Source organism: Bacillus sp. 1735sda2, assembly GCF_024159245.1.
In the GTDB taxonomy this organism is placed as follows: Bacteria; Bacillota; Bacilli; order Bacillales; family Bacillaceae; genus Bacillus; species Bacillus pumilus_O.
In genome coordinates this window covers 1,942,003-1,955,434 of sequence record NZ_JAMYWZ010000001.1, presented here as the reverse complement: position 1 = coordinate 1,955,434, position 13,432 = coordinate 1,942,003, and the positions used below count along the sequence as shown (strand labels likewise).

The window sequence follows — 13,432 nt, the reverse complement described above, 5'->3', positions numbered from 1 at the left end:
AACACTCATAAATTAACTAAGAAAATGCAGTTCCAAAAGGAGAACTGCATTTTTTTGTTGCCTCCTAGTCTAAAAGTAAGGGTTTACATAGTTGTTTCAGCAACGATTCCCCCTAAGAAATCATCCTTTGTATTCATTCTTCATCAGCGTCTTTCAACATAATTTGAAATTGGGCGTAAACCCCAATATTAGGAAGATGAAAACAGGAGGAAAATGATGCGATGAGAAAGAGGATGAAGTGCGGTTTAGGTTTTTTGATTCTTGCTTTGGTACTAAGCTGTATACCCGTATATGATGCGAGTGCAGCAAGTAGCCCCATTGCAAAACGAGTAGGAAATGCAAATCCGCTCATAGACCATCACCTGGGAGCAGATCCGTTTGCGCTCACCTATAACGGCAGAGTGTACATTTATATGTCGAGTGATGACTATGAATATCAAAGCAATGGAACGATTAAGGACAATTCTTTTGCGAATTTGAATAGGGTCTTTGTCATCTCTTCGGCAGATATGGTGAACTGGACAGATCACGGAGCGATTCCAGTAGCAGGCGCAAATGGGGCAAATGGCGGGAAAGGGATTGCCAAATGGGCAGGCGCTTCTTGGGCTCCAGCGGCTGCGGTGAAGAAGATCAATGGGAAGGATAAATTTTTCCTTTATTTTGCTAACAGCGGCGGAGGGATTGGCGTCTTGACAGCGGATAGTCCGATTGGTCCTTGGAAAGACCCTATCGGAAAAGCGCTCGTCACACCAAATACACCAGGAATGTCCGGTGTTGTATGGCTGTTTGATCCAGCTGTATTTGTAGATGATGACGGGACCGGTTATCTATATGCCGGCGGAGGCGTTCCAGGCGGTTCAAATCCAACACAGGGGCAATGGGCCAATCCTAAAACAGCAAGAGTTCTGAAGCTAGGGCCTGACATGACAAGTGTGGCCGGCAGCGCATCAACCATTGATGCTCCTTTTATGTTTGAAGATTCAGGGATGCATAAGTATAACGGTACCTATTACTATTCGTATTGCATCAATTTTGGCGGCTCCCACCCAGCAGATAAACCGCCAGGCGAGATCGGTTATATGACGAGCTCAAGTCCAATGGGGCCCTTTACGTATAAAGGACACTTCTTGAAAAATCCAGGTTCATTTTTCGGTGGCGGCGGTAACAACCATCATGCGGTGTTCAATTTTAAAAACGAATGGTATGTCGTGTATCACACGCAAACGGTGAGCTCTGCCTTATACGGAGCAGGGAAAGGCTACAGATCTCCCCACATTAATAAGCTTGTCCATAATGCGGACGGCTCCCTTCGAGAGGTCGCAGCCAATTTTGAAGGCGTTAAACAGCTTTCTAACCTCAATCCATATCAGCGGGTAGAAGCTGAAACATTCGCTTGGAATGGACGCATTTTAACAGAGGCTTCCTCAGCACCTGGTGGGCCAGTCAATAACCAGCATGTCACAAACATTCAAAATGGCGATTGGGTGGCTGTCAGTAATGTCGATTTCGGCTCTAGGGGTGCCAGAACCTTTAAAGCCAATGTAGCAGCCTCAGGCGGACAAATTGAAGTACGTCTTGGCAGTCCAGACGGCAGAATGGTAGGAACACTCAATGTCCCTTCCTCAGGTGGAAACTGGCGAGAAATAGAAACAACAGTAAACGGGGCAACGGGAGTACACAACGTATTTTTTGTCTTCAAAGGAAATGGTGCCAACCTATTCCAATTTGATTCCTGGCAGTTTACTCAAAGATAAACAAAACTAGTTGATGGGAGAGTGGGAAAATTTGATGTCCATAATCAAAAAACCAATTTGCACTTTATTGGTCTGCTTCACTATGCTGTCTGTCATGTTCATAGGCCCCGGCGTAACTGAGGTGTCAGCGGCAAGTGATGCGAATATTAATGTCAACGCGGAAAGACAAATGATCCGCGGCTTTGGCGGAATGAACCATCCGGCTTGGATTGGTGATTTGACCGGACCTCAAAGGGAAACCGCATTTGGTAATGGGCAGAATCAGTTAGGATTCTCCATTCTACGCATTTATGTAGACGAGAACAGAAATAATTGGCACAGAGAAGTCGCCACCGCTAAAAGAGCGATAGAGCATGGCGCTTTGGTGATCGCTTCACCTTGGAATCCTCCAAGCCATATGGTGGAGACTTTCAACCGTAATGGTGCGTCTGCAAAGCGGCTAAGATACAATCAATACGCCGCATACGCTCAGCATTTGAATGATTTTGTGACATACATGAAAAATAATGGCGTCAATCTATATGCCATTTCTGTACAAAACGAGCCTGATTATGCACATGAATGGACATGGTGGACACCTCAGGAAATCCTGCGATTCATGAGAGAAAATGCCGGCTCCATTAACGCACGCGTGATTGCACCAGAATCCTTTCAATACCTTAAGAATATCTCAGATCCTATCTTAAACGATTCGCAGGCGCTTAGAAATATGGACATTCTCGGAGCCCATCTGTACGGAACCCAAATTAGCCAGCTTCCGTATCCTCTTTTCAAACAAAAAGGAGGGGGAAAAGAGCTGTGGATGACAGAGGTCTACTACCCGAATAGCGATAACAATTCTGCTGACCGCTGGCCTGAGGCATTAGGGGTATCAGAGCATATTCACCATTCAATGGTGGAAGGGGACTTTCAGGCGTATGTGTGGTGGTACATCCGCAGGTCATACGGTCCTATGAAAGAAGATGGAATGATTAGCAAGCGCGGATACAACATGGCGCATTTCTCCAAGTTTGTGCGTCCAGGATTCGTCAGAGTTGATGCAACAAAAAGCCCTGAACCGAATGTTTTCGTGTCAGCCTATAAAGGAAACAATCAGGTCGTCATTGTCGCGATTAACAAAAACAATGCAGGAGTCAATCAACACTTTGTTATGCAAAATGGAACTGCTTCTAAAGCGTCAAGATGGGTCACAAGCAGTAACAGTAACCTTCAGCCTGGAACTGACTTAAACATATCAGGAAATCAATTTTGGGCACATCTCCCTGCTCAAAGTGTGACAACATTTGTGGTCAAACGCTAAATAAACACCAAAAGCCAATTTTCTCATTAAAAAAGAAAATTGGCTTTTTTTCTGTGTAAATAGAAAGTTGATTTTTCACGACGTCTCCACTTTGGATATAATAATAACAATGACTTCAGGAGAGTGATCATAATGCCAAAACTTCAAAACAAAGTCTTGATTATAGATGACGAAAAAGAAATCTTGGAATTAATCCATACCGTATTAACAAGAGAAGGCATTGACCGGGTGATAACAGCTTCAACTGCCCGTGACGGGCTCTCACAATTCCATCAAGAACAACCCGATCTCGTCATACTGGATATTATGCTGCCAGACGGTGAAGGCTACGATATTTGCAAACAAATCAGAGACGTCTCGCATGTTCCCATTATCTTTTTATCAGCAAAGGGAGAAGAATCAGACAAAATTGTAGGACTTGCCATTGGCGGCGATGATTACATTACAAAACCGTTCAGCCCAAAAGAAGTTGCCTACCGGGTAAAAGCTCAGCTAAGACGGTCATCATACTTACAGCCTTCTCAAGAGGAGCCCGTGATTAAAAAAGGACCTTTTGAGTTAAACGAGCAGCAAGCTGAACTAACGAAAAACGGAGCGGCGATTGAGCTCACTCCGAAAGAACTTATGTTGATGACTTATTTCTTGCAGCATCCGAATCGCGTGATCAGTAAAGAAACGCTATATCAAACGGTTTGGGGAGAGGATTTCTTCGGTTCTGATAATACAGTGATGGTACATATACGAAGACTTCGGGAGAAAATAGAACATTCCCCATCTACACCAGAATTTCTCGTGACAGTTAAAGGGCTTGGCTATAAATTTGTTGTAAAGGATGCGTAAAGATGAAATGGCGATTAACAGGCAGATATATGGTCTCTGTCATTATCGTGACCATTATCACAGTCTTTATTAACTTATTTGGATTCATGATTTGGCTTGTACTACAAGCAAGCAGCCAGCAAAACGAAGAAAATACGCCGGAAACCTTCACAAGAACATTTGAACAATACATCACCTTGTCTGATCAAGATATTACTGTGAGTAAAGAAGGACAACAAGCCTTAAAACAACAAAACGCTTGGATTCAAATATTAGATGAAAATGGACAAGACGTCTATCATGCACAAGCACCTAAAGGTTTAAAGAGCAAATACACACCTATAGAAATCGTGAACTTACATAAATATAAAGATAAGCAATTGATGTCGACTATTTATGCTGGGGGGAAAAACGGAAAGGGCGAGGAATACAGCTACTTTATCGGATTTAAGGACCCTTCCATCGGAAAATATTTATTTTCTTTTGATACGAAAGACTTAATATCGCAATTCAATATCGGGACGATGATTTTATTATCGATTGATGCCATCATTGCCTTATTCATTGGATACTTATTCAGCCGGCAGCTCATCAAACCGCTCGGCCGTGCCATTTACGGCATCCAGCGACTCGCAAACGGAGATTATACGACGAAGCTGCCAACGAAGGGAATCTATAAAGATGTGTTCTATAATGTCAATCACTTATCAGAGCAGCTCGCTTCAAGTCAAAAGGAAAAAGACAAATTAGAGCAAATGCGAGAAGAGTGGATCAGCCATATTTCTCATGATATTAAAACACCATTATCCTCTATTCAAGGCTATGCAGAAATCATGAAAGATCCAAGTTATCCTGTTTCAGAACAAGATATCAGACATTACGCTGATATCATTGAGAATAAATCACTGTACATTAAAGATGTGATGGAGGATCTAAATTTAACAACAAGGCTTAAAAATAACGACGTGATGCTGCATAAAGAGCTGGTGAACATTGTGCCGTTGCTGCGTGAAACGTTAATTGATATCCTCAATGATTCGAGATATGCTAATCAGACCATTGAGCTGCAAACGAATGTAGACAAGCTTATGCTGAATATTGATACGATCCTCATACGAAGAGCGGTCACCAATCTCATATTAAATGCCCTGGTCCACAATGATGCGGATGTGAAAATCATTGTACAGCTTGAACAAAAAGACCATACCCACATCACAATTCAAGACAACGGCAAAGGAATTGAAGAAGCAGAGCTAGAAAAAGTGTTTGACCGCTACTATAGAGGGACGAATACAGGAGGGACACATGCTGGCTCTGGTCTTGGAATGGCGATTGCAAAAGATATCATCCAAAAACACGGCGGAGATATGACGATACAGAGTATCATTGGAGAAGGGACTACGATTAATATCCAGTTACCCGCATAAAGAGACATACAAAAAAACGGTTCTGCTCAATGACAGAACCGTTTTTTCCATCTATTATTCTGAAAACACTTTAATGCCTTTCACAATGTTCCAAATGAAGAAGTAGATCGCCACAAGGAATGTCACAGCATATGTTGCAATTAAGAACGGACCAGCATGCCTGATATCGTTCATGCCAAGTAAACCTGATCCGGCAATTCCAATACCGAAAATCAAATAAGGAATAACATGCGTCCATAGTGACTTTTTCGCATGATATTTCACTTCATCCTTTCCTAAGAAGTAAACGATAATCGGAAACAGAAACGGTGCAAAAAAGATACTGAAGTAACATAATGAAGACAAAATTTTATTTTCTCTCAAAACATTTCACCTCTATGATTGATTTAGAAGAGGGGACCATTTGACTCATCCCTCACTTCCTTACAAACCCATTGTACAACCTCAACCTTAACTTGTATTAATCCTAACCTTACAACAACCTTAAATATGTTAAACTGTAGAATGATCCATGCAAGATAAAATCATTATAGGTATTTACATCTATTTTTTCAGAAAAAAAAGTTGACTTTGGTCATTCCTCTGTTTAAAATAAAGTCGTAACCGATGCAGGAGTGTTACTGATATGATCAGGCACCACCAAGTCAGGTAAACAGTTTGTACATTTGTACGTTGTTTGCTGAGATTTTGGTGTTTTTTTATGCTTTTTTTAGCATTTTAGGTAAGGTGGGATGAGGATGTTCACCGTCGTTAAAGTTTTAAATAATAATATCGTATTAGCTCTAACAGAGGCTCAAAATGAAGTTGTTGTGTTTGGAACAGGAATAGGTTTTAAAAAGAAGAAAGGTGATACACTTGATGAGAGCGCTATCAGTAAGACATTTTATTCTGATCAGACGTCTCCATTAGAATCTCAACTTACCGCTATCCCAACTGATATCCTTTTATTAACTGAAAAAATCATTCGCGTGGGCGAAGAGATGTTGAATAAGAAGTTAGGTTCCAGCGTGCTCTTTTCGCTTTCCGATCATCTTACCTTTGCTATTCAAAGGCACGAAGAAAAAATAGCGTATGAAAACCCCATTGTGTGGGAGATTCCACATCTCTATTTTCAAGAATATCAAATCGGGAAAAAAGCACTGACAATTATTCAAAAGATGATGGGCATTTCTTTTGAAGATACTGAAGCTTCACTCATTGCCCTGCATTTTGTAAACGCTCAAATAGATGGTCAGTCTATGGGAGACACCATTAAGATGACTCACCTCACGAAAGAAATCGTCAAAATCATTCAAAATATTTTTGAGATGATATTAGATAAATCATCCATTAATTATTCGAGGTTTATCACACATTTGAGATATTTTATTGTCAGGCAGGAAACCAATCAACCACCACAGCAGATGGATGACTCGTTAAAAGAATTAATACAGGATCGTTATATGAAGAGTTATGCGTGTGGGTTGATTATCAAAGAAATGTTAAAACGAGAATTCAATTGGAATGTGACAGAAGACGAGCTTGTTTTTTTAGTCATCCATATTGAAAGAATTACAAAGGAACACCAAAAAAATAAATGATTTCTTTTAGGCGTGTTATGAAAAAGCATTAACCTAAACAAATCTCCATGAAGAAGAATGATCTTTTCTAATGGTGGATTTTGTTTAGGTTTTTTTTGTGAAAATGAAGGGGTGAAGGCATGGAAAACAAAGAATTGGCTCAAGAAATTGTGAAATTAATCGGTGGAACCGAAAATATATCTCAAAGTTGGCATTGTATCACAAGGCTAAGATTTAATCTCAACAATGAAAGCAAGGTAAAAGTGGATGAGCTGAAAACATTAGATGGTGTTTTAGGTGCACAATTCCAAAGTGGACAATTTCAAGTCATTATTGGAGCAAAGGTAGCAGAGATTTATGAGGAAATCGATCATCTGGTCGGTCATAGTAGCAATGATTCTACTCCTGTTAAAAACACGTCAAAGATGAATCCAATCGAAGTCGTATTCGATGTAATCAGCGGAATTTTCACACCTATTTTACCAGCGATTGTTGGTAGTGGATTGATCAAAGGGATCATGGCACTGTTTGTTAGCTTAGGTTGGCTAACGGAGACAAGCTCTACCTATCAAGTACTTCAAATCTTTTCAAATGCTGTGTTTTACTTTTTACCTTTCCTCATTGCTTATTCGGCAGCGAAAAAGTTTAAAACGCGAGAATCTCTTGCGCTCGCATTAGCAGGGATTTTACTATATCCAGCGATGATCGAAGGTGCAGCAAAGGGAGCAGATCCGTTAAGTTTTTTAGGGTTGAGTATTCCATTAAATAATTACACATCTTCTGTATTACCAATTATTTTAGGTGTGCTATTACTAAGTTTTGTCGATAAGTGGATAACAAAAGCGATCCCCAAATCCTTAAGTATCGTATTTACACCAGTACTGAGCCTAATGATCACGGCTCCTCTTACACTGGCTTTTATCGCTCCTATTGGAAACGTTTCCGGGCAGTATTTAGAAATCTTTTTCACTTCCTTGTTCAATTTCGCTGGTCCGATTGCCGGTTTATTAATGGGAGGCTTGATGCCACTCATTGTGTTAACTGGGATGCATTACGCATTTTTCCCAAGCACGTTAGCCAGCTTTGAAAAAATGGGTTACGATATCATGCTGCTTCCGATGAATTTCATCGCGAATATGGCGCAAGCAGGCGCTGTGTTAGGTGTCATCATCCGTACCAAACGGGTAGAAACAAGGTCTTTAGCGCTTTCAACATTGCTTCCTAGTTTCTTCGGTATCACAGAACCAGCCATTTATGGAGTCACGCTTAGACTAAAAAAACCATTTTATGCTTCATTAATTGGCGGCGCAGTCGGTGGATGTTTTTACGGTTTATTTTCAGTTAAAACAACAGCCTTTTCGATTCCAGGCATCACCTCACTGCCCACTTACATGATGAAAGGGACGAATAATTTCCAGCTGGCTCTGATTGGAATCGCCTTGAGCTTTATCGTGTCACTTCTCGTCACCATTTTCCTTGGATTTAAGGAGTCTGTTACAGCCGTTAACGAGCAAGCAGCAGAAAAGCCAAATCACGCTGTGGGTACAGAGAATCAACAATTATCTAAGCAAACAAGCCCATTCGAAGTTCAAGCACCTATGAGCGGAAAGGTCATTCCTTTATCTGAAGTGAATGATTCCGTGTTCTCAAGTGAAATGATGGGAAAAGGAGTCGCAATTTTGCCTGATAAGGGGGTGGTACAAGCACCGTTCTCAGGAAAAGTAGTGACTGTTACGCCTACTAAACATGCCATCGGAATCGTTTCAGATGATGGGATTGAATTATTGATTCACGTGGGGATTGATACCGTCAGCCTAAACGGCCAATTCTTTGATGTACTCGTAAAAGAGGGCGATGAGATCAAAACCGGGGATCATTTATTATCGTTTGATATAGAAGGAATTCAATCAAACCATTTAGATGTAGTGACACCTATTATCGTCACAAATTCTACGCAATACCTTGATGTGATTCATACAGGTGACGCTCATGTCACTGCAATTCAAAATAAGCTCTTAATGCTTATTCACTAATATAAAGAGAAGGGATGATTGAAATGAAAGAATTAAAAAAAGGATTTTCAGATAATTTCCTATGGGGTGGCGCAACTGCTGCCAATCAAATAGAGGGCGCATACTTAGAAGGTGGCAAGGGCCTGTCGACATCAGACTTTGCTGCATATAAAGATCCTTATGAAAAAGGAAAAGTGAACAATTTTACTTTCGATGTTAGTTCAGCTGAATTAAAAAGATACAAGGAACAACCTGATGAATTTGATTTCCCAAAAAGACGCGGAATCGATTTTTACCATCGATATGAAGAGGATATTGCACTATTTGCAGAGATGGGCTTTAAAGTGTTTCGCTTGTCTATTTCATGGGCAAGAATCTTTCCAACTGGTTTAGAAGACAAGCCAAACGAAGAAGGATTGGCTTTTTACGATCAAGTATTTGATGAATGTGCGAAATATGGAATTGAACCGTTAGTCACGATGTCTCACTATGAAATGCCGATTACTTTAACAGAGAAATATAATGGCTGGATGAGTAGAGAGCTTGTCCCGTTGTTTGAAAAATATGCCCGCGCTATTTTAGAAAGATATAAAGATAAAGTGAAGTATTGGATTACATTCAATGAAATGAATATGAACCTCAACAGCCTTTACACCGGTGCTGGAATTTTAGAGGACCTAGTAGACCATAAATTACAGGCTGCGTATCAAGCATCACATCACCAATTTATCGCCAGTGCTCTCACAGTGAAGGCTGCAAAAGAAATCATTCCAAATGTCCAAATTGGCTGTATGATTAACCAAATTGAAGCCTATGCAAAAACAACGAAGCCAGAGGACCAGCTGCAAGCGGTAAAATCGAACCAATTGAATATGTTCTATCCGGATGTTCAAGCTAGAGGTGAATATCCAACATACATGGTGAAATATTTTGCTGACAACGACATAAAGCTCGATAGCGAAGAGCAAGATGAGCAAATTTTGAAAGAGGGCATCGTTGATTTTGTGGCGATCAGCTACTATATGTCCCACGTAGCAGAAGCGCGAGAAGATGCAGCCGAGCTAGCGGGTACATTTGATAGCCCAATCAAAAATGAGCATTTGGAGTTATCACAATGGGATTGGCCAATTGATCCGATGGGTCTGCGCATTTCATTAATTAAGCTGTATGACAGATACCAAAAACCTTTATTTGTTTGTGAAAACGGACTTGGTGCAAGAGATACACTGACATCAGACGGAGAAATACACGACGATTATCGAATTGATTATTTAAAACAACATATTGAACAGATGAAAGAAGCAGTCAAAGAAGGTGTCGACTTAATGGGGTATACGCCTTGGGGTTGCATTGACTTAATTAGCTGCGGAACATCTCAAATGAGTAAACGCTATGGTTTGATCTATGTAGATCAAGACGACAGAGGGAATGGTACATTGAATCGTTACAGAAAGGATTCCTTCTACTGGTACAAAAATGTGATTGCAACAAATGGAGAAGATTTATCATAATCTAGAATGAATGATGAAAACACCATCGCGCCCGCCTTTATTTGACGGGCGCGATGGTGTTTGATTTGTTAACTGAAAAGTAACCCAAATCATGTCATAAAAGCACTAGATATCTCCTCGCTACAATAAACAAAAACTGGTCAAAAAATGTTTCACCTTGACCTTGAAGTATAGTTCAACCTTTATAATGTACATATAGTAAGAAAAATAATGAAAAAGGAGTAACGATGGAGTTGATGACTAGAGGAGAACTTGCCAAAAAAACAGGAGTAAGTCCTGCCGCAATTCGTTACTATGAAGAGCACAACATATTGCCTGCTCCAAGACGACGTTCAAACGGTTACAGATTCTATACAGAAGACTATGTTGTGAAGATTCAATTGATCAAAGATGCAAAAACGCTGGGTTATTCATTAAAGGAAATAGCTGAAATTATGAACATGCTAAGTCAAGACATAGACCTTGATACCCTAAGGGAAATTGTCCATCTTAAACATGAAGAAATTGAAAAGAAAATTAAAAGCCTTCGTCTCATTCAAGACCTTTTATCTAACTTATTAAAAACCCCTGAAACAAAAGTACACGTCTACCTGGAATCATTTCGTGTACCAAATCAGGATGATTAATCATCATATTGAGTGTTAGGAGAGAAAAAAATGAGTGTAGAAATTTATCATGGTGAGCGTTCTAAAGAAAGTATTCAATTTGAAACATTATTCGCTTCGCAAAGTAATAAAGAGAGTTTTTCTAGTATTGAACATACAAAAAAATTTCTTGAACAAAAAGGAATTGAAAATACCCAGCCTTATACCATTGGGGATGATGTAAAGTTAATTAGTGTGGTACAAGAGGAGACATTCGAAGGCATGCAAGTGTTCACATTGAATGAACAAGCATCACAAAATCAAAAAGTCATTCTCTATCTTCATGGTGGTGCGTGGACAAATCAGCCTTTGAATGTCCATTGGTGGTTCATGGATAAAATGGCCCAATCACTCGATGCGAAAGTGGTCGCTCCTATCTACCCAAAAGTGCCTCATTATAGCTACAAGGATACGTATCCGAAAATTCTTAATCTATATAAAGACCTTCTGAAAACCGCCGGAAGTGCCAATCAATTGACAATCATGGGAGATTCAGCTGGCGGAAATATCTCACTTGGTCTGGCACACCTTTTAAAGAAGGAAGGTCTGCCACAGCCGAAGGATATTATTTTATTATCTGCATGTGTTGACATGAGCTTAAGCAATCCTCTCATGTTTGAATATGCAAAGAAGGACCCGATTCTAGGTCATGAAGGAATGGAAGTCATTGCAAAGATTTGGACAGCTGATCAACATGTCACTGATCCATTGATCAGTCCCATATACGGTGACTTCAAAGGACTTGCGAAGATTACTCATTTTATTGGAACACATGATATGTTATATCCAGATGCCCTAAAGCTCGATGAAAAACTAACAGAACAAGGAATAGACATCAAAACCTTTGTTTATCCTGAAATGCTGCATTTGTTTGTTGTCATGCCAATTCCTGAGGCACAAGATGCCGCGGAGAAAATCATTCAAGTGATCAATCGTTAGGGATTCGGTTCACACCTAGAAAGGGTACATGTTCTGATGTAAATAGGCGAAAAAGCTGCTTACTTGAAAGCAGCCTTTTTCAATTGAATATGAAATACATTCTGAATGTCAATTCACTACAGTTTAAACGGTCTTTTGGCTGGTTAGTAAAGGAGAGTGAAGTTCAGTTCATCACCTCATGTTTGATATAATTCATATCTCAATCTTTATGCGTTTTGAATGGACCTTTTGTAATATGAGTCAGCTCACAGTTTATATCAAAGATTTTCGCATTGATGTCTGTTATGCCAAAGCTCGTGATTCTTTTAGAATGCATATCGAGATATGTTTCGGCTGCTTCTTTTGTTTCAAATAAATAAATCCCGCCAGCCTCATTTTTCTCAGGATTCTCCGTCCATATCTTCCATATGAACCCGTCCTCTTCATTAATACTTCTCGCTAAATCAGAAAACTCTTTTGCCAATTCATCTCCGAAAGGACCATTCATCTTAAAATCCACTTGTAATACGTAAGCCATCATCATTCTCCTTATGTTGAAGTTGTGAAATACTGTTCTCCTAGAACTTCTTTCATTTGGAACGATTCTTGTGAAAGTTCTTTCTCCATAAAAGAACGCACATCCGATTGTTCAACATCGTACATCACTTCAATCTCTTTAGAGAAGAGACATTTTTCTTTTTCGAGTAAGGCAGAAACCACGGGGAGCTTCTTCGGTTGAAGCTCTTCTGTGTTTAAAGCTTGCTTTAATCCATCAATATAGACGTCTAATGGTCGACCACCCGTGATTTTAACTCCTTTATTTTCTTCGTTGACGAAGATGATGGTCGGAAAACCTCTTGCACCGAGGTCTCGAACAAGAGCAAAATCTTGATTTAATAAGTCTTGTCCGCTTGGGAGCTCCGCTTCATGTAAAATCACATCTCCATTCAGTCCAAGGTTATTAACGATATCAATCAAAACCGCGATATCCGATATATTTTGATTGAATGCAAATAGCGCTTCTCTTGCACGGCGTAAAAACGTATAGGCTTGTTCATCACCGTGATGTTTTTGAATCACTTTGAACACACGAGAGGATGGGTATGAGGATTGAACAGGATTGTCAATCATTAAGGACCCATCTATTGGCATGCGAGAATGTTCTCCGACTTTTCTCCAGTGACCCGCAACATCAGCAGGCTTATAAATTCCGTTTGCAGGATCAATTGGACCGTCATGCCATTTCTCTAGCAGTCCACCTAACACAGTCTGGAAATGAAAATAATGTCCATATTCCTCTTTCAAACGACGTAGGACAGGTTCAATTGCCCAGCAATGAGAACAAATTGGATCTGTTACATAGTAGAGTGTAATGGTTTTTTTAGGTTGGTGAAAGTCAATGACTTGGATATCTTCCTCTTCACCTACACCACATACACCAGTTTCTAAATCACAAAACATGTCATTGTTTTTCAAGTTATTTCCTCT

Annotated in this window: 12 protein-coding genes; 9 read left to right on the top strand and 3 right to left on the bottom strand. The window is 40.0% G+C overall.

What is annotated here, in order from left to right; all coding sequences use genetic code 11:
• The first annotated feature begins 233 nt into the window (after positions 1-233).
• The 4 genes from NKR21_RS10110 to NKR21_RS10095 all read left to right on the top strand — a co-directional run bounded on the left by NKR21_RS10110 (position 234) and on the right by NKR21_RS10095 (position 5,300).
• Positions 234-1,754, top strand: coding sequence for a glycoside hydrolase family 43 protein (locus tag NKR21_RS10110; RefSeq protein WP_186299643.1), 1,521 nt, complete (start codon positions 234-236; stop codon positions 1,752-1,754).
• 31 nt (positions 1,755-1,785) lie between these two features.
• Entirely contained in the window at positions 1,786-3,054 is a 1,269-nt protein-coding gene (xynC, locus tag NKR21_RS10105; protein WP_041815581.1) for a glucuronoarabinoxylan endo-1,4-beta-xylanase XynC, read from the top strand.
• Positions 3,055-3,186: 132 nt separating this feature from the next.
• On the top strand, positions 3,187-3,894 hold the full coding sequence (locus tag NKR21_RS10100; protein ID WP_012010145.1) for a response regulator transcription factor: 708 nt from the start codon (positions 3,187-3,189) through the stop codon (positions 3,892-3,894).
• Between the two features lie 2 nt (positions 3,895-3,896).
• Entirely contained in the window at positions 3,897-5,300 is a 1,404-nt protein-coding gene (locus tag NKR21_RS10095; RefSeq protein WP_144456530.1) for a sensor histidine kinase, read from the top strand.
• Positions 5,301-5,354: 54 nt separating this feature from the next.
• Here the strand turns inward: NKR21_RS10095 and NKR21_RS10090 are convergent, their stop codons facing one another.
• A complete protein-coding gene (locus tag NKR21_RS10090) occupies positions 5,355-5,663 on the bottom strand; it encodes a magnetosome magnetite crystal formation protein family (protein WP_144456532.1) in 309 nt (102 codons plus the stop codon).
• A 374-nt stretch (positions 5,664-6,037) separates the two neighbouring features.
• Between NKR21_RS10090 and NKR21_RS10085 the strand changes: the two genes are divergently transcribed.
• From NKR21_RS10085 to NKR21_RS10065, 5 genes are all read left to right on the top strand, one after another.
• A complete protein-coding gene (locus tag NKR21_RS10085; RefSeq protein WP_012010142.1) occupies positions 6,038-6,880 on the top strand; it encodes a PRD domain-containing protein in 843 nt (280 codons plus the stop codon).
• Positions 6,881-6,999: 119 nt separating this feature from the next.
• Complete coding sequence (locus NKR21_RS10080; protein ID WP_144456534.1) at positions 7,000-8,892, top strand: beta-glucoside-specific PTS transporter subunit IIABC; 1,893 nt, start codon at positions 7,000-7,002, stop codon at positions 8,890-8,892.
• 14 nt (positions 8,893-8,906) lie between these two features.
• A complete protein-coding gene (locus tag NKR21_RS10075) occupies positions 8,907-10,382 on the top strand; it encodes a glycoside hydrolase family 1 protein (RefSeq protein WP_144456536.1) in 1,476 nt (491 codons plus the stop codon).
• A gap of 227 nt (positions 10,383-10,609) precedes the next feature.
• The gene (locus NKR21_RS10070; protein ID WP_012010139.1) at positions 10,610-11,008 is read left to right on the top strand and encodes a MerR family transcriptional regulator; all 399 of its coding nucleotides are present in this window, start codon (positions 10,610-10,612) and stop codon (positions 11,006-11,008) included.
• Between the two features lie 30 nt (positions 11,009-11,038).
• The gene (locus tag NKR21_RS10065) at positions 11,039-11,965 is read left to right on the top strand and encodes an alpha/beta hydrolase fold domain-containing protein (RefSeq protein ID WP_144456538.1); all 927 of its coding nucleotides are present in this window, start codon (positions 11,039-11,041) and stop codon (positions 11,963-11,965) included.
• Between the two features lie 199 nt (positions 11,966-12,164).
• Here the strand turns inward: NKR21_RS10065 and NKR21_RS10060 are convergent, their stop codons facing one another.
• A complete protein-coding gene (locus tag NKR21_RS10060) occupies positions 12,165-12,482 on the bottom strand; it encodes a monooxygenase (RefSeq protein ID WP_144456540.1) in 318 nt (105 codons plus the stop codon).
• A gap of 11 nt (positions 12,483-12,493) precedes the next feature.
• Entirely contained in the window at positions 12,494-13,420 is a 927-nt protein-coding gene (locus NKR21_RS10055; protein ID WP_144456542.1) for a DsbA family protein, read from the bottom strand.
• Positions 13,421-13,432 lie beyond the last annotated feature (12 nt).

What these genes read in the sequence shown, in the direction of transcription:
- NKR21_RS10110 (WP_186299643.1), top strand. Translation starts at nt 234, where the DNA reads ATGAAGTGCGGTTTAGGTTTTTTGATTCTTGCTTTGGTACTAAGCTGT.
- NKR21_RS10100 (WP_012010145.1), top strand. Translation starts at nt 3,187, where the DNA reads ATGCCAAAACTTCAAAACAAAGTCTTGATTATAGATGACGAAAAAGAA.
- NKR21_RS10095 (WP_144456530.1), top strand. Translation starts at nt 3,897, where the DNA reads ATGAAATGGCGATTAACAGGCAGATATATGGTCTCTGTCATTATCGTG.
- NKR21_RS10085 (WP_012010142.1), top strand. Translation starts at nt 6,038, where the DNA reads ATGTTCACCGTCGTTAAAGTTTTAAATAATAATATCGTATTAGCTCTA.
- NKR21_RS10080 (WP_144456534.1), top strand. Translation starts at nt 7,000, where the DNA reads ATGGAAAACAAAGAATTGGCTCAAGAAATTGTGAAATTAATCGGTGGA.
- NKR21_RS10075 (WP_144456536.1), top strand. Translation starts at nt 8,907, where the DNA reads ATGATTGAAATGAAAGAATTAAAAAAAGGATTTTCAGATAATTTCCTA.
- NKR21_RS10070 (WP_012010139.1), top strand. Translation starts at nt 10,610, where the DNA reads ATGGAGTTGATGACTAGAGGAGAACTTGCCAAAAAAACAGGAGTAAGT.
- NKR21_RS10065 (WP_144456538.1), top strand. Translation starts at nt 11,039, where the DNA reads ATGAGTGTAGAAATTTATCATGGTGAGCGTTCTAAAGAAAGTATTCAA.
- NKR21_RS10060 (WP_144456540.1), bottom strand. Translation starts at nt 12,482, where the DNA reads ATGGCTTACGTATTACAAGTGGATTTTAAGATGAATGGTCCTTTCGGA.